Source organism: Pseudomonas sp. S49 (assembly GCF_009866785.1).
Lineage (GTDB): Bacteria > Pseudomonadota > Gammaproteobacteria > Pseudomonadales > Pseudomonadaceae > Aquipseudomonas.
In genome coordinates, this window is the sequence record NZ_CP019432.1 from 301,876 (window position 1) to 325,958 (window position 24,083).

The window sequence follows — 24,083 nt, forward strand, 5'->3', positions numbered from 1 at the left end:
CCTTCACGCGTCAGTCGCCCCAATATGGGGGTGGGCAGGACGGTCTACAAGGGTGAAGTTGAAACTGGCGTTTTCGCCTGGTTTTGTAGCGGCAGGCCATTTGCCGGTCAGTCAGGAACTGCACAATCCCTGTGGGAGCGAGCCTGCTCGCGAAGGTGGTGTGTCAGCCAACATCTGCATTGCTGATACACCACCTTCGCGAGCAGGCTCGCTCCCACAGGATTCGTTGCGCCGAAATTAACTCAAATTGATGGCGTCTAGCTACAGGACAGCGAACGTGCCTTGTGCTTTTGCGACCAGTTTGTCGCCCTGCATCACGTCGGCTTCGACCACCAGCGTGCGCCGGCCCGGGTGGATAACCCGCGCCGTGCACATTACCTCGCCATCGGAAACGGCGCGGATATAGTTGATCTTGCACTCGATGGTCGCGCTCTGCTGATCGAAGCCGTGGGTGCTGGAACAGGCCAGCCCCATGGCGATGTCGACCAGACTGAACAGCGCGCCACCGTGCAATTTGCCGCCGCGATTGCGCAGTTCCGGTTCCAGCACCAGGGCGACTTGCGCCACCCCGGTTTCCAGGCTGTGCAGGCGGCAGCCCAACAGCTTGAAAAACGCGCTCTCGACGAGCCCGGCTGGAATTTCCATCAGCGTTTCTTCAATTGCTTGGCGTTGGCGAACAGCGAAGCCATCGCGTTGTTCGCCGGCGCGGCGGTCGCGGTTTCCTTGCGCGGCGCGTTGTTCGAAGGCTGGCGCTGAGCCGAGCCCGGACGCGAGCCACGGGCACCGTCGATTTTCTCGCCCGGAGTGTCACCCATGCGCATCGACAGGCCGACGCGTTTGCGCGGGATGTCGACTTCCATGACCTTCACTTTCACCACGTCGCCGGCCTTCACCGCTTCGCGCGGATCCTTGATGAACTTCTCCGACAGCGCCGAGATGTGCACCAGACCGTCCTGATGCACGCCGATATCGACGAATGCGCCGAACGCGGTCACGTTGGTCACCACGCCTTCAAGGATCATCCCCAGTTGCAGGTCTTTCAGATCTTCGACGCCTTCCTGGAACTCGGCGGTCTTGAACTCAGGGCGCGGGTCGCGGCCCGGTTTTTCCAGTTCCTGGATGATGTCGGTCACGGTCGGCAGGCCGAAGGTTTCGTCGGTGAATTTCTTCGGATCCAGACGCTTGAGGAAACTGGCGTCGCCGATCAGCGAACGGATATCACGGTCGGTTTCAGCGGCAATGCGCTGCACCAGCGGATAGGCTTCCGGGTGAACAGCCGAGGAATCCAGCGGGTTGTCGCCGTTCATCACGCGCAAGAAACCGGCGGCCTGTTCGAAGGTTTTTTCGCCCAGACGTGCGACTTTCTTCAGCGCTGCACGGGTTTTGAACGCGCCGTGCTCGTCGCGGTGCGCGACGATGTTTTGCGCGAGCGTTGCGTTGAGGCCGGAGATCCGCGCCAGCAGCGCCACCGAAGCGGTGTTCACGTCAACGCCGACGGCGTTCACGCAGTCCTCGACCACAGCGTCCAGACCACGCGCCAGTTTCAGTTGCGAGACGTCGTGCTGGTACTGGCCGACACCGATGGATTTCGGATCGATTTTCACCAACTCGGCCAGCGGATCCTGCAGACGACGGGCGATGGACACCGCGCCACGGATCGACACGTCGAGATCCGGGAATTCCTTGGCCGCCAGTTCCGATGCCGAGTACACCGATGCACCGGCCTCGGAAACCATGACCTTGGTCATTTTCATCGCTGGATATTTTTTGATCAGTTCGATCGCCAGTTTGTCGGTTTCGCGGCTGGCGGTGCCGTTGCCTATGGCGATCAGGTCAACCGAGTGCTTGGCGCACAGGGCGGCCAGAATGGCGATGGTCTGATCCCACTTGTTGTGTGGCACGTGCGGGTAAACCGTGGCGTGATCAAGCAGTTTGCCGGTCGAGTCGACCACGGCGACCTTGCAGCCGGTACGCAGGCCCGGGTCGAGGCCCAACGTTGCGCGCGGGCCTGCCGGCGCGGCCAGCAGCAAGTCGTGCAGGTTGTGCGCGAACACGTTGATCGCCTCGGTTTCGGCGCCGTCACGCAGCTCGCCGAGCAGGTCGGTTTCCAGGTGCGTGTAGAGCTTGACCTTCCACGTCCAGCGCACCACTTCGCCGAGCCATTTGTCGGCGGGGCGGTTCTGGTTCTGGATGTTGAATTGCTGACCGATCATGCCTTCGCATGGGTGCATGGTGCCCGGCAGCTCGTCGCCGACTTTCAGCGCGGAGCTGAGGATGCCTTCGTTGCGGCCACGGAAAATCGCCAGTGCGCGGTGCGACGGCATGCTTTTCAGCGGTTCGTCGTGTTCGAAGTAATCGCGGAACTTGGCGCCTTCCTCTTCCTTGCCAGCGATGACGCGGGCACTGAGGATGGCTTCCTGTTTCAGGTAATTACGCAGTTTTTCCAGCAGGCTGGCGTCTTCGGCGAAGCGCTCCATGAGGATGTACTTGGCGCCTTCCAGCGCGGCTTTCACATCGGCCACGCCTTTTTCGGCATCGACGAAGCGCGCGGCTTCGGTTTCCGGGGCCAGATTCGGGTCGTTGAACAGGCCATCCGCGAGGTCGCCGAGGCCGGCTTCCAGGGCAATCTGGCCCTTGGTGCGGCGCTTCTGCTTGTACGGCAGGTACAAGTCTTCGAGGCGGGTCTTGGTGTCGGCGAGTTTGATGTCGCGCTCGAGGGAAGGGGTGAGTTTGCCTTGCTCTTCGATGCTGGCGAGGATGCTGATGCGCCGTTCGTCGAGTTCTCGCAGGTAGCGCAGACGTTCTTCCAGATGACGCAACTGGGTGTCATCAAGGCTGCCGGTGACTTCTTTCCGGTAACGGGCGATGAAGGGAACGGTAGAGCCTTCATCGAGTAGCGCGACGGCCGCTTCGACCTGTTGTGGGCGTACACCGAGTTCCTCGGCAATGCGGCTGTTGATGCTGTCCATAAAACCACCTGACATATTGTGAAAGCAGGCTCTCAGGCGCGCAAATAAAGGCCCGGAGTCTGGTTGAGCGGCTAGAAAATTGCCGCTGCCTGGGTCAAAAGGCAGCCCATTGACCCGTGAAATCGAACAATTACTGCGCGCGACAGGAAAAAAGCCTGCCACCTGCGGTAACGATTCAGACGTTGCCTGGCACAAAACGCCGCGCATTATAACCAGCGTTCTGTCATTCGGGGGCGTTGCAGTCTGTAGGCATAAACCCCGGTTTTCTGGCAGTGAAGGAAAAATCTGCTAACAATGCACACGGTGCGTATAACGGCAGCTACGCCATAATGCGCGCCGAGCTAAAAGGAGCATCCAATGAGCAGCACTGCACAAACTGCTGAAGGCGAAAAAATTCTCATCGTTGACGACGATCCGGGCCTTAGCAGCCTGCTGGAACGTTTTTTCGTCAGCAAGGGCTACCGCGCCCGTACCGTACCGAACACCGAACAGATGGATCGTCTGCTGTCGCGTGAAGTTTTCAATCTGGTCGTCCTCGACCTGATGCTGCCCGGCGAAGACGGTCTGACCGCTTGCCGCCGCTTGCGTGGCGCGAACAATCAGATCCCGATCATCATGCTTACCGCCAAAGGCGACGAGCTGAGCCGCATCAAGGGCCTGGAACTGGGCGCCGACGACTATCTGGCCAAGCCGTTCAACCCGGACGAGCTGATGGCCCGGGTCAAAGCCGTCCTGCGTCGTCAGGCTGCACCCGTACCAGGCGCACCGGGCAGCGAAGACGAAAACGTCACCTTTGGTGATTACGTGTTGTCGCTGGCGACCCGCGAACTGAAACGCGGCGACGAAGTGCACATGCTCACCACCGGTGAGTTTGCGGTACTCAAGGCCCTGGTGATGAACGCGCGTCAGCCGCTGACCCGCGACAAACTGATGAACCTTGCCCGTGGCCGCGAGTGGGATGCCCTCGAGCGTTCCATCGACGTGCAGATTTCCCGTCTGCGCCGCATGATCGAGCCGGATCCATCGAAGCCGCGCTACATCCAGACCGTCTGGGGCGTGGGCTATGTGTTTGTACCCGATGGTGCCGCCACCAAGTGATCGGTGATTTGTAGGAGCGGGTCTGCAGGTTTGGTCGAACGGCCAGCCCGCAGACTCGCAATCCGCAATATGCGAGCATTGCTCGCTCCTGCAAGTGTGTAGCGGTTATAGATGAAAACCCCCGTCTGGTTCCCCCAAAGCTTTTTCTCCCGCACCCTCTGGCTGGTGCTTATCGTCGTGCTGTTTTCCAAGGCACTGACCCTGGTTTATCTGTTGATGAACGAGGACGTGCTGGTCGATCGCCAGTACAGTCACGGCGTCGCCCTGACACTGCGTGCCTATTGGGCCGCCGATGAAGAAAATCGCGCGAAGATTGCTGATGCCGCGACCCTGATCCGGGTGGTCGGCGCCGGTGTGCCGGAAGGCGAGCAGCACTGGCCGTACAGCGAAATCTACCAGCGACAGATGCAGGCGGAGCTGGGCGCTGACACCGAAGTGCGTTTGCGCATGCACTCGCCGCCGGCGTTGTGGGTCCGCGCGCCGAGCCTCGGTGATGGCTGGCTGAAGGTGCCGCTGTACCCGCACCCGTTGCGCGGTCAGAAAATCTGGAACGTGCTTGGCTGGTTCCTTGCGATTGGTTTGTTGTCGACGGCGTCGGCGTGGATTTTCGTCAGTCAGCTCAATCAACCCTTGAAGCGTCTGGTGTATGCCGCCCGGCAACTGGGTCAGGGCCGCAGCGTGCGGCTGCCGATCAGCGACACACCGAGCGAAATGACCGAGGTGTATCGCGCTTTCAATCAGATGGCCGAAGACGTCGAGCAGGCCGGCCGCGAGCGCGAGTTGATGCTGGCCGGCGTGTCCCACGACCTGCGCACACCGTTGACGCGGCTGCGGCTGTCGCTGGAATTGATGGGCGATCGCAACGACCTGACTGACGACATGGTCCGCGACATCGAAGACATGGACGCGATTCTCGACCAGTTCCTCGCGTTCATCCGCGACGGTCGTGACGAGTCTGTGGAAGAAGTGGATCTGACTGATTTGGTGCGCGAGGTCGCGGCGCCATACAACCAGAATGAAGAGAAGGTGCGTTTGCGTCTTGAGCCGATTCAGCCGTTTCCGCTGCGGCGGGTATCGATGAAGCGCTTGCTGAACAACCTGATCGGCAACGCCTTGAACCATGCCGGCGGTCACGTTGAAGTCGCAGCTTATGTGTCGGGTGACGTCAGTGCGCCGTATGTGGTGCTAAGCGTGATGGACCGAGGGGCGGGGATCGATCCTTCGGAGCTGGAGGCGATCTTCAATCCGTTTACCCGTGGCGATCGTGCCCGGGGCGGGAAGGGTACTGGCTTGGGTTTGGCGATCGTGAAGCGGATTGCTTCGATGCATGGCGGCAATGTTGAATTGCGCAATCGGTCCGGTGGAGGACTGGAGGCGCGGGTGAGGTTGCCGTTGGGATTGATGTTGCCGCGAGACGCGGTGTAATCCCCAGCAACCCCTCACCCCAACCCTCTCCCAGAGGAAGAGGGAGCTGACCGAGGTGTCTGGGGTCATACGTCGACCTGAAAGACTGGGGCGATTGTGGATTCGGCACAGCAGGATCAGGTCGGCGTATCTCTTCTGCATCCCCCAATCAGTCCCCTCTCCCTATGGGAGAGGGTTAGGGTGAGGGGCTTTTGCTCTTGGCTCTAGCCCTTGCCTTTGGTCCGGGTCATATTCGGCCCGCCATTCTTCTCAAGATGCTCAATGATGATCCCCGCCACATTCTTCCCCGTGGTGGTCTCGATCCCTTCCAGCCCTGGTGACGAGTTCACTTCCATCACCAACGGCCCATGATTGGAGCGCAAAATATCCACACCTGCCACCGCCAGGCCCATGACCTTGGCCGCGCGCAACGCCGTCATGCGTTCCTCCGGGGTGATCTTGATCAGGCTGGCGCTGCCGCCGCGATGCAGGTTGGAGCGGAACTCACCCGGTTTGGCCTGACGCTTCATTGCCGCGATGACTTTGTCACCGACCACGAAACAACGAATATCCGCGCCGCCCGCTTCCTTGATGTATTCCTGAACCATGATGTTCTGCTTCAGACCCATGAACGCCTCGATCACCGACTCTGCCGCCGTGGCGGTTTCGCACAACACCACACCGATGCCTTGGGTGCCTTCCAGCACTTTGATCACCAGCGGCGCGCCGTTGACCATGTCGATCAGGTCAGGAATGTCATCCGGTGAGTGAGCGAACCCGGTCACCGGCAAACCGATGCCACGACGCGACAGCAATTGCAGCGAACGCAACTTGTCCCGCGAACGGGCGATGGCCACCGACTCGTTGAGCGGGAACACCCCCATCATTTCGAACTGGCGCAACACCGCGCAACCATAAAACGTCACCGACGCGCCGATACGCGGAATCACTGCATCGAAGCCTTCCAGCGGTTTGCCGCGATAGTGGATCTGCGGCTTGTGACTGGCGATGTTCATGTAGGCGCGCAAGGTGTCGATCACTACCATTTCATGCCCGCGCTCGGTTCCGGCTTCGACCAGACGGCGGGTGGAATACAGACGCGGATTCCGCGACAGCACAGCGATCTTCATGCAACACCTGTGGAGGAGGTAGATACCGGGAACACCGGCTTGTCTTGTACATATTTAATGCCCGGATTGACCACCAACTGGCCATCGATCAGGGCTTTGGATCCGAGCAACAGGCGATAGCGCATCGACTTGCGGCAGGCGAGGGTGAACTCGACCGGCCACACTCGATCACCCAAGGCCAGGGTGGTGCTGATCACGTAGCGCACCTGCGCATGGCCGTTGGAGCTTTTGATGGTCTTGCGCGTCACCAGTGGTGCTTCGCAGCGGCGGTGACGCAACTGCACCACCGTGCCCAGGTGCGCGGTGAAGCGCACCCACTTCTCGCCGTCGCGTTCGAACGGCTCGATGTCGGTAGCATGCAGGCTGGAGGTGCTGGCACCGGTGTCGATCTTCGCCCGCAGGCCCGCGACCCCCAAATCCGGGAGCGCCACCCACTCGCGCAGACCGACAATGGTCAAATGGTCAAATGTCTTCAATAGAAAAAACCAACGATTAACGCGTAAAGGCCTCAGGTGAAACCTGAGCCAACGCTTTGAATGCAGGTTTGGCGAACCAGTAGCCCTGCATCAGAAATATTCCACAGTCCGCCAGGAAATCCCGTTCACCGACGCTCTCAATGCCTTCGGCAATGACTGTAACGTCCAACTCCGCACAGATTGTGACAATCCCCCGGACGATCGCCTGACGAACACGGTCTTGATCGACATCGCGGATCAGCGCCATGTCGAGTTTGATCAGGTCCGGTTGGAAATCAGCCAGCAGATTGAGCCCCGAATAACCGGCACCGAAATCATCGATGGCGGTCTTGAAGCCGAATTCGCGGTATTCACGCAGAATATTGGTCAAATGGCGATAGTTATCTACGTGCTCGCTTTCCAGGGTTTCGAAAATCAGCCGGTCGATAGGAAAACGGTGTTTTTTTGCTGCCTCGAGCGTACTGCGAATGCACAGCTCTGGACGATAGACCGCGTTGGGCATGAAGTTGATCGACAAGTGTGTCTGCATATTTAGATTGGCCGCGCCTTCGATGGCGCGGGTCCGGCAGAGCTGGTCGAAACGGTAGCGGTTGTCTTCTGTAACCTGATCCAACACCGTGAAGGCTCCTTCACCGGCCACACCTCGAACCAGCGCTTCGTGGGCAAAAACCGACTGGTCGCGCAGATCGACGATGGGTTGGTAGGCGAAAGAAAAGTCGAAGCCCAGCGGCTCGCTTTGCTGGCAGCCCTGGCAACCGGCCTTGGGCGAGATTAATGAAGACGGAAATTTAGTCACTCGATCACTCCATGCCGATGCACCGGCCAAGATCACAGTCTATCTGGAGGGCCGAGTTCTTGCGCCCGACAGAAACGGTAGTACAGTTCCGACTACTGGCTGAACGAGGAATTCAAATGGCACAAAAAAGCGAAGAGGACGACAAGGTCCGTCTCGACAAGTGGCTGTGGGCCGCGCGTTTTTACAAAACCCGGGCGCTGGCCAAAGCCGCCATTGAAAGTGGCAAGGTGCATTGTCGCGGCGAACGCTGCAAGCCTGGCAAAGAGCCACGGATTGGCGATGAGTTCGAGATTCGTACCGGGTTTGAAGTGCGCACGGTGAAGGTCGAGGCGTTGTCGATTGTGCGGCGCGGCGCACCGGAGGCGCAGACGTTGTACGCGGAGACCGAGGCGAGTATTGCCAAACGTGAAGCGGCTGCGGCAATGCGCAAGGCGGGCGCGCTGGGCGTTACCACGGATGGCAAACCGAGCAAAAAACAGCGGCGGGATTTGTTCAAGTTTCGAGGCGGCAGTAACGACGAATAATCGCGTTGTTGGTGCTGACCTCTTCGCGAGCAAGCTCGCTCCCACAGGAGATTGCATTCCAATGTGGGAGCGAGCCTGCTCGCGAATCGAGGGCACAGCCCTCGCCGAAGACAGCTCGGTATCAGGCGCTACGCACCACACTCATCCGCGCAACCAGCGGCAGCTTGCCCAGCAACGCAAAAATTGGCGCCGTCACTTTCAGCCAGAAGTTCGAGGCGTGATACGCAAACGGCGTGTAGTAACCCCAGCCCAATGCCCACACCGCCAGCAACACGCCACCGATGTAATCGTCCTGACCCCAATGCGCACCGGCCACCAGTCGCGGCAGCATGAACAACAGCGCCAGGCCCCAGATCGTCACAAACTGGCCGACCGTGCGGCTGAACACCCCCATGAACAGCGCCCAGATCAGCAACACCGAAGCGTGGTCACCCGGGAAACTCTGGCCCGAGCGATCCTTCAGCTCCCAGGTTTTCTCCAGGTGCGGGAAGTAATCGCTGATATGCACTGCGCCTTCCAGCACCATTGACGGGCTACTGTGTTGCCAGTCCATATGGTCGGCGAACTTGGAAAACAGCGCGCGGATCACCACCATCAACAGCAGGATCGAGAAAAAACCGAAAAACGCGCGACGCACGTCAATGGCCTTGAACACCCAGTCGCCCTTGATCAGCAGCGTCAACAGAATCAGGCCGACGACGATGTCGAACGGACGCAGACTTGCAATTGCCCAGATGTGGAGCCATATCGGGTTGCTGGCCAGCGGTGCATTGAGCGAGCGGAACAGCCACTCGTCGAAAATCACACACAGCGAGTTGCCCGTAGGCCATAACCAGAAAGCCAGTAGCGCCAACGGCACTACGTTGCACAGAACCAGCCGGCCGAGGTTCCACCTAGATTGGAACAAACCCGGATTGTTCATAAAATGCCTCCCATGGCAGAGCAGTCGGCACCAAAAAGAGTGCCAAGAAGCGCAAATTTTCACGTCTTGTAACCATTTTGTCACCACATTCAGATACCCAAAATTATGACCGACCTAGCGGATACCGATTTCACCCAACGTTTCATCTTCGATGACAGCGATACACGCGGCGAACTGGTTGCGCTTGAGCGCAGCTACGCCGAAGTCCTTGCCAAGCACCCGTACCCGGAGCCGGTCGCGCAACTGCTCGGCGAATTGATGGCGGCCGCCTCGTTGCTGGTGGGCACCCTGAAGTTCGATGGTTTGCTGATTCTGCAGGCACGTTCCGAAGGGCCGATCCCGCTGCTGATGATCGAATGCTCCAGCGAGCGCGAGATCCGAGGCCTGGCGCGTTACAACGCCGAGCAGATCGCGCCGGATGCGACCCTTGCCGATCTGATGCCGGGCGGTGACCTGACCCTGACCGTCGACCCGACTGTCGGTCAGCGCTACCAGGGCATTGTCGATCTTGACGGCGAAACCTTGTCGGAATGCTTCACCAACTATTTCGTCATGTCGCAACAGGTAGGCACGCGTTTCAAATTGTTCGCCGACGGCCGTCGCGCCCGTGGAATGCTCTTGCAGCAACTACCGGCCGACCGTCTGAAAGACGAAGAAGAGCGCGCTGACAGCTGGCAGCACATCACTGCGCTGGCCAGCACCCTGACCGCCGATGAACTGTTGAGCCTGGACAACGAAACCGTGCTGCACCGCCTCTACCATGAAGAGCAGGTGCGTCTGTTCGATGTGCAGAATTTGCGCTTCCGCTGCAGCTGCTCGCGGGAACGCTCGGGCAATGCCTTGGTCAGTCTGGGTCTGGAAGATGCGCAGGCGCTCGTGATTGAGCGCGGTGGTGAAGTCGAGATCGATTGCCAGTTCTGCAATCAGCGTTACCTGTTCGACGCGGCCGATATTGCTCAATTGTTCGCTGGTGCAGGCGTCGACACGCCGTCAGATACCCGGCACTAAAACGGTTCAGCGCAGGTAAATTCACTGCGTAACGACGGAATTTCGCCGTTACGACGGGAGGACCCTACTCTTTTTGGGCTTTTCTGGCATAATCCGGCCCACTTTTTTCGCGGTAGTAGTGCACGACTTTCTACTACAAAACGTTTGGAGCACACTCGGCCACTGGCCGACGGGGAACCTCATGACGCAAGCCAATAACGCCGTGTACACCGATCTGAGTGTTGATGATCTGGTAAAAGAAGCCCTGAACCGCGGTGAGGGCGAGCTTGCCGATACCGGCGCTCTGGTTGTTCGCACTGGTCACCGCACCGGTCGTTCGCCTGTTGACCGTTTCATCGTTGAAGAGCCTTCCACCCAGGCCGCTATTGCCTGGGGCCCGATCAACCGCAAGTTCCCGGCCGACAAGTTCGATGCGCTGTGGGCTCGCGTAGAAGCATTCAACAACGCGCAAGAGCACTTTGTGTCCCACGTGCATGTAGGCGCGGCGGAAGATCACTACCTGGCCGTGAAAATGACCACCCAGACTGCCTGGCAGAACCTGTTCGGTCGTTGCCTGTTCATCAACCCGGCCCAGTACAACCCGGCCGGTCGTGAAGAGTGGCAAGTGCTCAACGTGGCCAACTTCGAGTGCGTGCCTGAGCGTGACGGCACCAACTCCGACGGTTGCGTGATCCTCAACTTCGCACAGAAAAAAGTGCTGATCGCTGGCATGCGTTACGCCGGTGAGATGAAGAAAGCCATGTTCTCCGTGCAGAACTTCCTGCTGCCGGCCGCTGACGTGCTGCCAATGCACTGCGCTGCCAACATCGGCGAAGAAGGCGACGTGACCCTGTTCTTCGGTCTGTCGGGCACCGGTAAAACCACTCTGTCGGCCGACGAAAGCCGTTACCTGATCGGTGACGACGAACACGGCTGGGGCGAAGGCGTGGTGTTCAACATCGAAGGCGGTTGCTATGCCAAGTGCATCGACCTCTCCGAGAAGAACGAGCCGGTTATCTGGAAAGCCATCAAGCACGGCGCCGTGCTGGAAAACGTCGTCATCGACGACGCCAAGCACGCCGACTACGCCGATGTCAGCCTGACCCAGAACAGCCGCGCCGCGTACCCGCTGGAGCACGTTGCCAAGCGTTCCGAGCACAACCTCGGTGGCGAGCCAAACGCGGTGATCTTCCTGACCTGCGACCTGACCGGCGTACTGCCGCCAGTGTCGATCCTCAACGAAGAACAAGCGGCCTACCACTTCCTGTCCGGCTACACCGCTTTGGTGGGCTCGACTGAAATGGGTTCTGGCAGCGGCATCAAGTCGACCTTCTCCACCTGCTTCGGCGCACCGTTCTTCCCGCGCCCGGCTGGCGAATACGCCGAGCTGCTGATCAAGCGCATCCGCGGCTTCGGCTCCAAGGTCTACCTGGTCAACACCGGTTGGACCGGCGGCGGCTACGGCGTCGGCAAACGCTTCAACATCCCGACCACCCGCGCGGTGATCGCAGCGATCCAGAGCGGCGCGCTGATCGGTGCAGCCACCGAACACCTCGACACCATCAACCTCGACGTGCCACTGGCCGTACCGGGCGTTGAAACCAACCTGCTCAACCCGCGCAACACTTGGGCTGACAAGGCTGCGTACGACGAGGCTGCGAAAGCACTGGCCGGTCTGTTCATCGAGAACTTCAAGAAGTTCGAAGTGAGCGACGCGATCAAGGCTGCAGGGCCGAAATTGTAAGATCTGTCGTCAATGAAGAAGCCGCCCTTTGGGGCGGCTTTTTTATAGGTTGCAATAAAGCTTGAACTTTGTGTTGTTTGATGTGCAGATACTTGCTAGGTGCGATAGGAGTACATGCGCTTTATTGTTTGCTAGCTTTAGGAGTTTTGATTTCGAAATTCCAGGTTGGACTATCCAGCATTCATTTTGAACTTCAACATTATTGAGGGCTGTTGTGATTTTTTCAATGAGACTCTCTTTTGTTGAACAAGACTTATCTAAATAAATCGCATTGGCAAAAAGTCGTTCCGATCTAACGCTGTGTGAACTCGGGAATAAGTACTTGATGTTTTTTATAAGTTGTGCTGAAACGACTTGCAGGTCGTCTATTCTCAAGCCTGGACTTTGAGAGGTTGTAAATTTTTCATGAATTAAAATGATCTTATCATCGTAAATGACTAAGTGGTCAGAAATTTCATTTGCTCCGCCATCTTTAATAATTGCGATTATGTTTTCAGTTAGTGCAAGGTTTAGTAAGAATTCTTCGGTTTTGTCTGCGATGGAAATGTGCCCGGGAATACTCGAAGCGGAATCTTCTTTTCTAAGGTCGACATTTGTCCAGCTTATATCTGTATGCACATCTTTATTAAATGGCGTGCTTAAGCGATTATCTTTCCAGAATGAGTTTTCTCTGAAAGCTAGCCTTTCCTCAAAGATAATCGTGAAAGTATCCTCTTTTTTCAAAAACTCGATAAGATCAATTCGGCGACGTTTGCTTAACTCGCTGCCATCTTCTGCCACGATGATTGAAGCTTTTTCGCCTGCTCTAGTGTAACTGAACGTAATTGCGTCGTTCGTAATGCTGGTTATATCTATAGAAATACTATTTATCCCGTCTCCAATGGTAAATCGGGTGTTTGATAATATGCTGCAGTACCAATCAGTTATTTTTACCTTGTTAATTTCTAGTATGACTACGCCCTTGTTTGGGATTACATAATCTAAATAAAAGCTGAGAATTTTTAATTTGTTTGGTGATTTTACGGAGGTCGGGCGGACTAATGTATTTATAAAATCGCCATTATTTACTGATGTCAGTGCAGCTTCTATGTTTTTACATCTTTCTGAAAAGTCGTTAAATCCCTCTGTCCATCCCCCCCAAAATTTTCGTCTTTTGGATGAACAGCCAAATGCTTGCTTGTTACCCGCTGCGTCAATTTGTGCGCCTAAGCAATAACTAAAACTATATCCGGAGTCAAAAGATGGGGTTAGTGATAGTCTTGGGTCTTTTCCTGAATATGACTTGGCCTCTGCGGCTGTACCCCCTGCGCCAAAAGTATTGTTAATTCCTAGCATTTTTATACTAAGATCGATTTCAGCAAGAGCGCTATAAATTTTTTTGATATCTAATTTGTCTTGATCCCAGTCTTCATAGATTATCGTCTTTACGATGTCTTCGAGCTTTCGATTGCTTGAGTGAACATATACATGTGTTTGGGAGTCGTCGATAAGTATGATCGCATTTTCTATGTTCTCTAAAAGCGAGGTCTTAGCGGTTGAGATTGATGTGGTAGTTTCGAGCCAAGATGGGAATTCTCGAAATCTAACTCGTATAGCAAGGACTTTTTTTGTGCTGCTTAACCAGTCAATCTCAGCGCTTTTTTTCTTACTGTTTAATTCTGATATTTTTTTGAATATATCAGTTCGCAATTTTTTTCGTGTGTATTTGTCTTTCCTGAACACTAATACTTGAAAGAAGGGCTCAAGATCATTTAGGGATAGATTCGGTCTAGGTTTTCCTTTTGACATGTCTAATCCTTGTCTTTGCTTCTCGAAGCGGTCGCCTTGTCTGAAATTTTACATCAGTAAAATTTCAGACAAGCATCCTAAAGATAAAGATTAGTCTCTCGTGATTGCTTTTCGCCACTAACTCTGAAAAATAAAAATTATTTCAATGCCTCCTTTGCTCAATTGGGCCTTCCGGAGTGTTGGAAACATCTTTTTTTACAGTGACTTAGTGATTTTGGCTAACCAAAGGGACCCTGAAAGCCCGTTCTATATATTCCTGTTCGCGTCTTGAAATACCTATAGCTTCTGCCAGCAAAGGCCATTCACGGACGGCTGTTTGGAAGCGCTCGATTATCTCCTCCGCTTCACCCCGACTGACTCGGAAATACTCCGCCACTTCCCTCGCTAGCTCCAAATCCAAGGCGTTGTCAGAATCCGTGATGTTCAGCTTCAACCCATCCGCATGCGCCACCGGATTCATGTCGTAGGCTGCCGACAATCGCCATCCCCGACCAGGATCGAGAACAAACCCATGATTGCGTAGGTGGTCGTCGGTGTTGGAGACCAGGATGTTGAAGACAATTCGCGACCAAAGCTCACGAAGGTCGGTGTTGGGTTCCGAGCCGTGTTCCATGATTACTTCCGCCAATTCCAGATAGCTGGCGCCGGTTGATGCGTCGTCGCCGTCGACGCGGTTGGTCATGGTCATGGCTGATGCGAAGTGATGTCGGCCGCCGCGCGCGGTTCGGTCGAAACGCTTCACCAGGAAGCAGTGGTGATCGCTTGCGTAGCGTCGGGCCATGCCGGTCGCAACACGCAGACCACAGTTGACCGCCAAAGCGTTTACTACAAATTCCCAACCACCAACATCGTAGTCATCCCTCGTACTTGGGAATTTGGCGATCCACAGTTGGCCGAACTCGTCGACGACGCTGGCTTTCGGTCTGGCGCCGCCCAGCGAGCCGCCAGGTGCGATGAGCATTCTTAGCCATTCGCGGCCCTCGGTGGCTGTGTTGTCCCTATCGTTTTCCAGGGCGAGACTTGCCTGCTCTAACGCGCGTAGCTCGACAAAGGGTGGGGCGGCAACGCCGTCGCGGTCGTCGAGGAAGTTGCCTTCGTCATTGAGTTTGTAGCGAAGGGCGCCCACACGGAACAGGTCGTGGACGCCAAGCAGGTAATCGGATTCAAACAACTTGCTGTTGCTGGGGAGCAAGCCGTCGCGAATGTCCCTTTCCAATCGGCGTTTCATCAGCAGCTGGCCCCAACGATCGGGGCTTGAGTCTGCAAAGACGCCAAAGCGGCTCTGATGTTCGCCGGGGAATTGGCGGCCTTCGAAGGGGCCGATGCGCGGGTCTAGAGTTATGGAACTCAACTCGGGATCGGCCAACGCCTTAGGGTCGTACTCAAATTCGAACACGTTGGTGTTGCGTGTTTTCCTTGCGTGTAGAAATCCGAGGCGTCTGGCGCCTTTCAAGGATTCCCAGTCTGCATAAACAGCAATCAGTGTCATTCTTCACCTGTCGGGGGGCCGGCCTTTTTCTTCTTGTTCAAAAGGCTGGAGAGTGAGTGTGTGTTGAATGGGAAGTCAGCCGGAATTTTCGTGGTAGTGGCGGCATCGATAACGTTTGAAGTTCCGGCGTGTTCAGATGCGCCCTTTTTTGCCGCACTGACTGCTCGTACTCTCTGGGGCTTTTTCGCTGCGGATCGTGTTGCAGGCATTAACTGCGCATCCTGCAATTGGCGACCCATTTCATCTGCTGCAGCCAGTTTGTTCAGATCCTTTTCCAGCCCCAGCACTTGCATGACCGACAGGTAGGCCCCGATGGTTACGCCTGATCCACCTGACTCCAGATGGCGCAAGGTTGTTAGCGACATGCCAGATCGTTCAGCGACTTGCTTGGCCGTCAATTTTCGGCGCAGGCGAGCCAGCTTCAGGCGTTCACCAAAGTCGACCAGAAGTCGAGCAGTGGAGGGCAAAAGCGGCGCTGTTTTCTTGGCCATGTGGCAGTATTCCTTCATTTTTAAACCTTAACTGCCAGAATAATAGCACTTAAGCTGAAGGACGCTGTTTGCCGCAAGATCCCTGAAAAAACGAAGTTAAGTGGCATTATTCCATCTGTTTTTGGTTCTTATAGCTAGAATACTGCCACGTAAACGTTAGCGCTTCCTCTAGTCAGCCGGTTTTTGCCGGTACTTTTCGACAACCTCCATGCGTGAGGAAAGTGGCTTTTCAGCATCGGCAGGGGTGGTTTCAAAACCTTCAATGCGTAGGCTGGCCAAATAGTTTGATCGGCGAACCTTGTCGTAATGGGCCTGCTTTTGCTGAAACGTCAAAACGCTCGTATCAGTATTCGAGTCTGAATCGCGATGCTTTTTGCGTAAGATCTCCTCCATTTCGATAACGCTTTCCATCAGCTCATCAAAGAATTTGCTCATGGTTGCTCCCATGTTTGATTACCGTTTTTTTGATCGCTCTCACAGAGTGCATAAGAACGATACGATCACTCGATTTCAGGCTGGAGCCTTCCAGTTGAGCATCTGCTGCTGTGCGACTTGCAGCAGGTCACAGCCATCCTGCGTCAGCAGATAGAGGGCGTGGGTGATGTGGGGGATGTCTTCGACGTCGGCTTGTTTGAAGCTGAGGCAGTAGAGGGTGCGTAGCAGATCGGCGGAGGCGCGCAGGCGCTGGACGGCGCATTCGAGGATGTCTTGTGGATTGGCCGTTGTGTCGATGATCAGGGGCTTGGTGTCGGTGAGGTTGGATTCGAGTGGGCGGTAGCGATCAGGGGTAAGCGGATTCCATGCTTTCATTGTTCTTCTCTCTATAGGCGTTCCAATAGCTGCCGCCATCATGACCAAACGATGGGAGGCGACTGTGTTCGGGTTGGTCAACCAGAGAGAGAGAACTCCGTGTACGCCGAAGCGTCCCAAACACAGCCGCCATAAAGCATGCCGCACAATAGATGGCGGCAAGCATACAAGGGCATGCGTAGTTTCTCTCTCTCAATTTCAGGTGACCAAACCCGAGTCGCTGATTTGGCAGCGACAGGCACGACTATAGATTTGGCTTACCAAGCCGCGATAGGCGGCAAGGGAGTCTGGGTTTGTAGGAATGGGACGAATACCAGATAGGCCATTGCTGTAGGTTTTTTCGTCCGTTCACGCGCCCACGGCCTTCAGCCAATAACCCGATACGCCGCCACATCCAGCACACTCGTCGTCAGCCCCGTCGCAGGCGCGTAGATCGGGCCTTTCACCGCCGAGAACGGCACGCCTTTGCTGCCCAGAGACACGTAGCGTTCGCCTTTATCCAGTTCGGTGAAGTAGGTGTAGGAGATGTTGTGCATCCGTTTGTACCGGGCTTCATCGCGGACGATGCCGTTGGTGAGGTTTTGCAGGTCGGTCTGGGTCAGGTTGAGGGTTTTGTTCAGTTGTACGCCCCAGCGCTTGAGGCACGTTTCGGCGTAGTGACGGACCACGCGGCCAGGTTCCACCAGGGTTTTCAGGTCGCTTGCGCTGGCAGGCACGCCACCGTCAGCTGTGGCGTTGCCCGCCATGGTCGCGTGGCGGCCGGCCATGGGGTAGACGCTGGTTTTGGTGCCGGTGGCTGTCTGCGGGATCACGCAACTGAAACCCTTGGAGCGTTCATCGCGGGCATAGAAAGCGACATATTCTTTGACGTTGGCGCCGAGTTTTACCCGGTTTTCCTGGAAGTTTCCGATACCCGGAACAGGGTCCAATGCAAAGATGTTCACCGGAATGTTTTTAAGTTGGCTGTCCTTTAACATCGCATTGGCCAGCATGTGGCAACTTATGCCGCCTCGGCTCCAACCCACCAGATTGACGCGGGTGGGAATAATGCCATCTTTGCGGAACGTTCTGATGATGCCTTCCTGTAACTTCTGTTGAGTAATGCTGCGGTCGCCGTAGTTGTACTTTCGCCACATCCACGAGCCTTCGACTTTGACATCGTCAATAGGAATGCCGGCGGCTTTGAGGCGGTTGTATTCGGCCTCGGTCAGTTGCTGGCGCTGCCAGTCACATTTGCCCTTGATGACGTTGAGGGCGTGCTGAACGTTTTCCTCCCAGCCTTTGCCGAACAGTGTGCCGGTAAGGCCGTACTCCTTGGTTTTGGTAAACAGGTCATCGGCCTGCAGGTTGCCGCTGCCGGGCCCGTCAACGACGATCCATTCGGCGAACTCGCGGCCGGTATGGTTGGAAGCCAGTGTGGAAACCAGTTCGCCGTCCCAGAAGTTTTCATGGTTAGTGTCAAACTTGTTGGAACCGGTGCCGCAAAAAAATATGGTTAAAACTGTCATGGTGTTGCTCTCGTTTAGTTGTAAGAGCGAACAAGTTAGTGTCAGTCGCATGTATAGATAAAGCGTGGTGGTGTTTCCGCATTTGTAATGTGGTTTAGTTGTATGTTGTTTGCGGTGGTTTTTGTTTGGCAACTTCAAGTAAGTCGCAGCCATCCTGTACCAGCAGATAAAGTGCATTGACGATGTTGGGAATATCTTTCACGTCAGCCTGTTTGAAACATAAGCAGTAGAGTGTTTCCAGCAAATCACCGGCCGCGCGCAGGCGCTGATCGGCGGCATTGATCAGGTCAGTCTGGCTGGAGTGGCTGTCGATAAGCAGCATCGGGTTTTCGCTGTAGCAAGTCTTGAGTGGGCGATAGCGGTTGATCATGGTGAGGCGTGTCCTGTTCGAAGGCGCTCGGGCGGGCTGGCAGAGTGTTTGCAGCCGCGCCGGCCACTATAGAAGGGCGTTTCTCTGTGGGACAAGACAGCCGCAATGGACAGTATTCGTAGGGGTTTTTCCGTGGTTTGAGGAAATGCCCTACGTGTTTTCGCAGCTTTTTCAGGCCAAAACCCTTAGGCGTAATAATTCCTACTTGTTTGTCAGGCGATTCGCGGTAAACCGCTGTATCGTGCGCGCCAGAATCTGTAGGGCGTTTCCAAACGTCTGACACGCGCTTAAAGGGAATTAGGTATGCACTGGCTACGAATGGCCGCGATTTTATTGCTCGGGCTTAGCACCTGCCGTTTAACGATGGCCTCTGACGTTGGCAATGCATGGGTGCTGGATCGTCTCGATCGCACTGATTGGCCGGAAGCACTCATCAGCCAGGCGAGCATGGACACGGCGTCGCGCGGTGAAGTGTTGATGTTCGCCAAAGCGCTGTTGGCCAGCGAAGCGCTGGATGAAGAGGGGCTTGAGCAGCGACTCGGTGTGCCGCACGTGCAACTGAAGTCGATTCGCCATGTGCGCGATGGGCTCTGGGAGGGGCTGCTGAGCACCTATCGCAATGCCAGTCAGAACTGTGATGAACAGCCGTTCTGCCCGCGCGTGCGCAGTGTCGCTGACCTGCGCCAGTTGGCGGCAGCGTTCACTGGCGACATCAGCCCGGCCCATGCGCTGTGGGCCAGCAAAAGCCAGGACGTGCATGAGCAGATGCTGAACGAGCAGTTGCGAGTGGCGGTTTTGCGTCCCTGAACTTCAGGATTTTGCGTTGTTCTGACCGGCCTCTTCGCGAGCATGCTCGCTCCCACAGAGACCGTGGCGTTCAAGTAATCGCTGTATCATTCCGAATCGATTTGGCCCCGACCTTTTCTCGACTCGCTGCGATCGCCCGCTAGGCTGTTGGCATGGCAGCAGTCAATGGAGTGACAGCGAATGCACAACACCCTGGAACAGGTTTTTGGTTTTCCACAGTTTCGACCCGGACAAGAGGCTGCGATCAGCGCGGTGCTGGCCGGGCGCTCGGCGGCGGCGATTTTTCCCACCGGTTCCGGCAAGTCGATTTGTTATCAATTGCCGGCGCTGATGCTGCCGCACCTGACGCTGGTAGTCTCGCCGTTGCTGGCGCTGATGCAGGATCAGTTGGCCTTCTTGCAGCGACACGGTATCTCGGCAGGTAGCATCGACTCGGCGCAGAGCCGCGATGACGCCAATGATGTGATGGCCCGCGCCCGTTCGGGTGAGTTGAAGATTCTGATGATCTCGGTTGAGCGTTTGAAGAACGAGCGCTTCCGCAACTTTTTGCAGCAGGTGCCGATCTCGCTGCTGGTGGTGGACGAGGCGCATTGCATCTCGGAATGGGGCCACAACTTCCGCCCAGATTACCTCAAGCTGCCGGACTACCAACGCCAGTTCAACATCCCGCAGACCTTGCTGCTGACGGCCACGGCAACGCCGAAAGTCATTGCCGACATGCAGGCCAAATTCGCTATCGCCGCTGATGATGTGGTGACCACCGGCTTCTACCGGCCCAATCTCAATCTGCTGGTGGAACCGGTGCGTGGTCAGGACAAGCGTCGGCGTCTGGTGGAGTGGATGAGCGAGCGTGCGGGGCAGCCGAGTATCGTTTACGTGACCTTGCAGAAAACCGCCGAGCACATCGCCGAACACCTTGAGCGCAACGGCATTCAGGCTGAGGCGTATCACGCTGGCTTAGCCCATGACAAACGTGAAGCGATCCAGAAACGTTTCATGGCCGGGCAGTCCAATTGCATCGTCGCGACCATCGCTTTCGGCATGGGCATCGACAAGAGTGACATCCGCAATGTGGTGCACTTCGACCTGCCCAAATCCATCGAGAACTACAGTCAGGAAATCGGCCGCGCCGGGCGTGACGGGCAGTCGTCGGACTGTCTGGTTCTGGCCAATCGCGACAGCCTCAATGTGCTGGAAAACTTCGTCTACGGTGATACGCCGGAGCGCGATGGCATTCGCTATGTACTCGATGAACTGAAGGCCTCGGCGCCGGAAGGGCAGTGGGAGTTTCTGCTCGGGCCATTGGCGGATCAGAGCAATATTCGCTCACTGCCGCTGAAAACATTGCTGGTGCAACTGGAGCTGCGCGGTTTGATCGCGCCGCGCTATGCCTACTACGCCGAATACCGTTTCAAATACCTGTTGGAACCCGAAGCGCTGCTTGAGCGTTTCGACGGTGAGCGCAGGGATTTCGTTGCAGCGATCATTCAGACCTCGGCGCGCGCGCGCACTTGGGCCACGGTGAATTTCGAGGCGATGTACTCGCAGTATTCCGCCGAGCGCAATCGAGTGGTGAAGGCGCTCGATTACTTTCAGGAAAAGGGCTGGGTCGAGCTGGAAAGCAAGCAGATGACAGAAGTCTACAGCTTGCTGAATAGTGACTTTGACAGCGATGCCCTGAGCGCTGAACTGCATGACTATTTCACCCGACATGAGCAGGCTGAAGTGGCGCGCATCCACGCGATGCTTGAAGTGTTCGCCACCGAACGCTGCCTGGGGTATCGCCTGGCGGAGTATTTCGGTGATCACAATGCACCTCAGCAGTGTGGGCATTGTTCGGTGTGTCATGGCCAGGTGGCGCGATTGCCGGCGCCGCCGGAATTGCCAGCGCTTGTGGATAAAAATTTTGCGGCGTTGTGTGGTGACTTTATCCACAGGCATGAGCAGCACACCGGGGTCATCCCGACGGCGGAGCGCCTGACACGGTTTTTGTGCGGGATCAGCGTGCCGTTGTTCACCAAGCTCAAGGCGCGGGCGATTCCCGGGTTTGGCGCATTGGAAGAGTATCCCTATGCCGAAGTCCGGAACTGGGCTGACGATCATTTGCTCGGTTGAACATAAATCCTGTGGGAGTCAGGGCGCCTGTATCCATCCGCTGAATGTCGATCATCACGGTAATAAACTTCAAAAACCGTCGTTGGCTGACTATCGTGAGACCAGTCTTTGGATCGCCAACAAGAGAACAACATGAGCCAGACATCCTTCGATATTCAGCAGGCCGCCGTGATCGGTGCGGGCACCATGGGCCGTGGCATTGTCATGTGCCTGGCCAATGCCGGTGTGAGCGTGCAGTGGGTGGATAACAATCCACAGATGCTTGAGCAGGCGCTCGCCACCGTGGCCGAGACTTATGCACACAACGTGCGCCAGGGCCGGATTGATCAGGCCGAGGCGGATGCACGTATCGCGCGGGTCTGTGCGGCGGCGGATTACGCGGCGATTCGCAATGTCGATCTGGTGATCGAGGCGGTGTACGAAAATCTTGAGCTGAAGCAGAAGATCTTTCGTGAACTCGATGGCTTGCTCAAGCCCGAGGCGCTGTTGGCGAGTAATACCTCGGCGCTGGATATCGATGCGATTGCCGCGGCGACCCGGCGCCCGGAGCAAGTGTTGGGCCTGCATTTCTTCAGCCCGGCGCACATCATGAAACTGCTGGAGATCGTGCGCGGCGCGCAGACTTCACCATCAGCGCTGGACGCCGCACTGGCGCTGGGCCAACGCATGGGCAAGGTCAGTGTGGTGTCGGGCAATTGCCACGGGTTTATCGGCAATCGCATGTTGCACCCGTATGTGCTGGAGGCGCGCAAGATGCTGCTTGAAGGCGCTTATCCACAGCAGGTCGACGCGGCGCTGCAAGGTTTTGGTTTTGCCATGGGGCCGTTTCGCATGTACGACGTGGTCGGCATCGATCTGGAGTGGCGTGCACGCGAGCTGGCCGGCAAGGGCCAGGATGCGCCGGAGGTTCAGGTGGATAACCGCTTGTGCGAGATGGGCCGGTTTGGCCAGAAGTCCGGCAATGGCTATTACCATTACGAGCCGGGCAGTCGACAGGCGGAACACGATCCTGAGGTCGATGCGCTGGTGTTGCAGGTCAGCGAAGGGTTGGGTTTCCAGCGCCGTGAGATCGGTCCAGAGGAGATTCTGGAGCGTTGCCTGCTGGCATTGGTCAACGAGGGTGCGAAGATTTTGCAGGAGGGCATTGCCGAGTCGGCACACGACATCGATCTGGTGTATCTGAACGGCTACGGCTTCCCGGCGGACAAGGGCGGGCCGATGGCGTGGGCGGATCAGCAAGGGCTGGCGGACATTCATAAGCGTTTGCTGGCGCTGGAGACGCGGCAGGGGGATCAGTGGAAACCGGCGCGGTTGATTGGAGAGTTGGCGGCGCAGGGTAAGGGGTTTGCAGATCGTTAAGTTTGGCGGCGGTGCTGACGCCTTCGCGAGCAGGCTCGCTCCCACAGGAGAGCGCATTTCAAATGTGGGAGCGAGCCTGCTCGCGAAGGGTGCGGCGCGATTTTGAATTAGACTCGCCCATTAACTTCAGGGATTGTTGAGCAATGTCCAACCCGATGCCACAACGCGCCGACTATCCGCACTTCCAGCCCATCACCACGCGCTGGCACGACAACGACGCCTACGGTCACGTCAACAACGTCACCTACTACAGCTTCTTCGACACGGCGGTGAACACTTACCTGATTCAGGTCGGTGGTCTGGATATCCATGACGGTGAGGTGGTGGGGGTTGTGGTCAGTTCGGCGTGTGATTACTTTGCCTCGATCGCCTTTCCGGATCTGATCGAGATTGGTCTGCGGGTCGGCAAGCTGGGCAACAGTTCGGTGCAGTACGAATTGGCAGTGTTCAAGGTCGGCGAAAGCGAGGCGTGTGCGGCCGGGCGCTTCGTTCACGTATTCGTCGATCGGGCGAGCAATCAGCCAGTGCCGATTCCTGCCGAACTGCGGCAGGCACTGGAATACCTGGTGGTGTAAACGGCAAAAAAAATCGCAGCCCTTGGGCTGCGATTTTGCTTTACCGGCCAGCGAGGTGTTTGAGGCCTCAGTCGCGATGGTACTTGTGATGTTTGCGGTGGCCGTAAGCGTGGCCGCGGCCTGGATGACGGTCGCGGTAATAACCACGGTCACGGTCACGACCGCGATCGTAATGACGATCATCGTCATCGCTTTTGTTACCCATGTAGTTACCCAGCGCACCACCGGCGCCGCCACCTGCTGCGGAGCCGATCAGGCTGCCGGTGGTGCCGCCCATGCTGCGGCCAACCACGTTACCGCCGGCTGCGCCCAGCGCACCACCGATGGCGGCTTCGCCACGGCTGCGCTTGTCGGCGCCGACCGCACTACCACCCGCGCCGCCCAGTGCTGCGCCGATGGTGGAACCTGTATTGCCGCCTAAGGACTGACCGACGACCGAGCCAAGAACCCCGCCCAATGCGCCGCCCACACCTGCTTCGGTGGTGCCGCCTGCAGACGCCAAACCACTGACCAGGCCAAGGGACAACAAGAGAATCGAGGAGAACTTCATAGATGAGCCTCAAAGGGATGACGGCGCCGATCCTGAGGCTGTGTGACAAGCGTGACAATCGAAATCCGACGAATAACACGACTTGTATACAATATTGCAAGTTGCTGTTTTATCAGCGGAACTTAACCGATTTTCGCCGGTCTTTAGCTACTTCGGACAGGCCGTTTTTGT

The 24,083-nt window shown here is 56.7% G+C and carries 23 protein-coding genes; 9 read left to right on the top strand and 14 right to left on the bottom strand.

Annotation, left to right across the window (positions count from 1 at the left end):
• Positions 1-261: 261 nt before the first annotated feature.
• Complete coding sequence (locus PspS49_RS01310) at positions 262-645, bottom strand: PaaI family thioesterase (protein WP_053116527.1); 384 nt, start codon at positions 643-645, stop codon at positions 262-264.
• The gene (locus PspS49_RS01315) at positions 645-2,969 is read right to left on the bottom strand and encodes a Tex family protein (protein ID WP_160037838.1); all 2,325 of its coding nucleotides are present in this window, start codon (positions 2,967-2,969) and stop codon (positions 645-647) included. Before PspS49_RS01315 ends, PspS49_RS01310 begins: the two co-directional genes overlap by 1 nt.
• A gap of 357 nt (positions 2,970-3,326) precedes the next feature.
• Here PspS49_RS01315 and ompR point away from each other — a divergent pair, with 357 nt between their 5' ends.
• Together ompR and PspS49_RS01325 are read left to right on the top strand one after the other, a co-directional pair.
• Positions 3,327-4,067, top strand: a complete 741-nt coding sequence (gene ompR, locus PspS49_RS01320; protein ID WP_064388985.1) for a two-component system response regulator OmpR — start codon at positions 3,327-3,329, stop codon at positions 4,065-4,067.
• Between the two features lie 111 nt (positions 4,068-4,178).
• Positions 4,179-5,492: an ATP-binding protein gene (locus PspS49_RS01325; RefSeq protein WP_007917930.1), complete on the top strand. Its 1,314-nt coding sequence runs from the start codon at positions 4,179-4,181 to the stop codon at positions 5,490-5,492.
• 203 nt (positions 5,493-5,695) lie between these two features.
• Here the strand turns inward: PspS49_RS01325 and rimK are convergent, their stop codons facing one another.
• Genes rimK through PspS49_RS01340 form a run of 3 tightly spaced genes read right to left on the bottom strand, consistent with a single transcriptional unit; the run spans position 5,696 to position 7,873 of the window.
• Positions 5,696-6,601 carry a 30S ribosomal protein S6--L-glutamate ligase gene (gene rimK, locus PspS49_RS01330; RefSeq protein WP_007949201.1) on the bottom strand — a complete coding sequence of 302 codons (906 nt, stop codon included), beginning with the start codon at positions 6,599-6,601 and terminating at the stop codon, positions 5,696-5,698.
• Positions 6,598-7,059, bottom strand: coding sequence for an ATP-dependent zinc protease (locus tag PspS49_RS01335; RefSeq protein WP_174245097.1), 462 nt, complete (start codon positions 7,057-7,059; stop codon positions 6,598-6,600). Before PspS49_RS01335 ends, rimK begins: the two co-directional genes overlap by 4 nt.
• 34 nt (positions 7,060-7,093) lie before the next feature.
• Positions 7,094-7,873 (bottom strand): EAL domain-containing protein, encoded by a 780-nt coding sequence (locus PspS49_RS01340; protein ID WP_127930339.1) that lies wholly within the window; start codon positions 7,871-7,873, stop codon positions 7,094-7,096.
• A 116-nt stretch (positions 7,874-7,989) separates the two neighbouring features.
• Between PspS49_RS01340 and PspS49_RS01345 the strand changes: the two genes are divergently transcribed.
• Positions 7,990-8,397 (top strand): RNA-binding S4 domain-containing protein, encoded by a 408-nt coding sequence (locus tag PspS49_RS01345; protein ID WP_127925445.1) that lies wholly within the window; start codon positions 7,990-7,992, stop codon positions 8,395-8,397.
• Positions 8,398-8,518: 121 nt separating this feature from the next.
• Here the strand turns inward: PspS49_RS01345 and PspS49_RS01350 are convergent, their stop codons facing one another.
• Positions 8,519-9,319: a phosphatase PAP2 family protein gene (locus PspS49_RS01350; protein ID WP_160037842.1), complete on the bottom strand. Its 801-nt coding sequence runs from the start codon at positions 9,317-9,319 to the stop codon at positions 8,519-8,521.
• A gap of 105 nt (positions 9,320-9,424) precedes the next feature.
• Here PspS49_RS01350 and hslO point away from each other — a divergent pair, with 105 nt between their 5' ends.
• Entirely contained in the window at positions 9,425-10,327 is a 903-nt protein-coding gene (gene hslO, locus PspS49_RS01355; RefSeq protein ID WP_160037844.1) for an Hsp33 family molecular chaperone HslO, read from the top strand.
• Between the two features lie 181 nt (positions 10,328-10,508).
• The gene (locus PspS49_RS01360; RefSeq protein ID WP_007917942.1) at positions 10,509-12,050 is read left to right on the top strand and encodes a phosphoenolpyruvate carboxykinase; all 1,542 of its coding nucleotides are present in this window, start codon (positions 10,509-10,511) and stop codon (positions 12,048-12,050) included.
• Positions 12,051-12,092: 42 nt separating this feature from the next.
• Here the strand turns inward: PspS49_RS01360 and PspS49_RS01365 are convergent, their stop codons facing one another.
• The 7 genes from PspS49_RS01365 to PspS49_RS01395 all read right to left on the bottom strand — a co-directional run bounded on the left by PspS49_RS01365 (position 12,093) and on the right by PspS49_RS01395 (position 18,506).
• Positions 12,093-13,838: a hypothetical protein gene (locus PspS49_RS01365; RefSeq protein ID WP_150750206.1), complete on the bottom strand. Its 1,746-nt coding sequence runs from the start codon at positions 13,836-13,838 to the stop codon at positions 12,093-12,095.
• Positions 13,839-14,043: 205 nt separating this feature from the next.
• Positions 14,044-15,327 (bottom strand): HipA domain-containing protein, encoded by a 1,284-nt coding sequence (locus tag PspS49_RS01370; RefSeq protein ID WP_150775780.1) that lies wholly within the window; start codon positions 15,325-15,327, stop codon positions 14,044-14,046.
• Positions 15,324-15,818 carry a helix-turn-helix transcriptional regulator gene (locus PspS49_RS01375; RefSeq protein ID WP_150794189.1) on the bottom strand — a complete coding sequence of 165 codons (495 nt, stop codon included), beginning with the start codon at positions 15,816-15,818 and terminating at the stop codon, positions 15,324-15,326. Before PspS49_RS01375 ends, PspS49_RS01370 begins: the two co-directional genes overlap by 4 nt.
• Before the next feature lie 168 nt (positions 15,819-15,986).
• On the bottom strand, positions 15,987-16,151 hold the full coding sequence (locus PspS49_RS01380; RefSeq protein ID WP_224794757.1) for a YhfG family protein: 165 nt from the start codon (positions 16,149-16,151) through the stop codon (positions 15,987-15,989).
• 177 nt (positions 16,152-16,328) lie between these two features.
• Positions 16,329-16,628, bottom strand: a complete 300-nt coding sequence (locus PspS49_RS01385; protein WP_077570232.1) for a hypothetical protein — start codon at positions 16,626-16,628, stop codon at positions 16,329-16,331.
• Positions 16,629-16,993: 365 nt separating this feature from the next.
• A complete protein-coding gene (locus tag PspS49_RS01390) occupies positions 16,994-18,136 on the bottom strand; it encodes a hypothetical protein (RefSeq protein ID WP_160037846.1) in 1,143 nt (380 codons plus the stop codon).
• Positions 18,137-18,230: 94 nt separating this feature from the next.
• Complete coding sequence (locus tag PspS49_RS01395; RefSeq protein WP_160037848.1) at positions 18,231-18,506, bottom strand: hypothetical protein; 276 nt, start codon at positions 18,504-18,506, stop codon at positions 18,231-18,233.
• Between the two features lie 303 nt (positions 18,507-18,809).
• On the opposite strand from PspS49_RS01395, the gene PspS49_RS01400 reads away from it, so the two are divergent.
• The 4 genes from PspS49_RS01400 (at position 18,810) to PspS49_RS01415 (ending at position 23,362) form a co-directional block, all read left to right on the top strand.
• Positions 18,810-19,313 (top strand): polysaccharide deacetylase, encoded by a 504-nt coding sequence (locus tag PspS49_RS01400; protein WP_127925451.1) that lies wholly within the window; start codon positions 18,810-18,812, stop codon positions 19,311-19,313.
• Between the two features lie 180 nt (positions 19,314-19,493).
• Positions 19,494-21,428, top strand: a complete 1,935-nt coding sequence (locus tag PspS49_RS01405) for an ATP-dependent DNA helicase RecQ (RefSeq protein WP_160037850.1) — start codon at positions 19,494-19,496, stop codon at positions 21,426-21,428.
• A 132-nt stretch (positions 21,429-21,560) separates the two neighbouring features.
• Complete coding sequence (locus PspS49_RS01410) at positions 21,561-22,787, top strand: 3-hydroxyacyl-CoA dehydrogenase (RefSeq protein WP_160037852.1); 1,227 nt, start codon at positions 21,561-21,563, stop codon at positions 22,785-22,787.
• A gap of 143 nt (positions 22,788-22,930) precedes the next feature.
• The gene (locus PspS49_RS01415) at positions 22,931-23,362 is read left to right on the top strand and encodes a thioesterase family protein (protein WP_160037854.1); all 432 of its coding nucleotides are present in this window, start codon (positions 22,931-22,933) and stop codon (positions 23,360-23,362) included.
• Between the two features lie 67 nt (positions 23,363-23,429).
• Here PspS49_RS01415 and PspS49_RS01420 read toward each other — a convergent pair whose 3' ends face one another.
• The gene (locus tag PspS49_RS01420; RefSeq protein WP_150692914.1) at positions 23,430-23,912 is read right to left on the bottom strand and encodes a glycine zipper domain-containing protein; all 483 of its coding nucleotides are present in this window, start codon (positions 23,910-23,912) and stop codon (positions 23,430-23,432) included.
• Between the last annotated feature and the right edge of the window lie 171 nt (positions 23,913-24,083).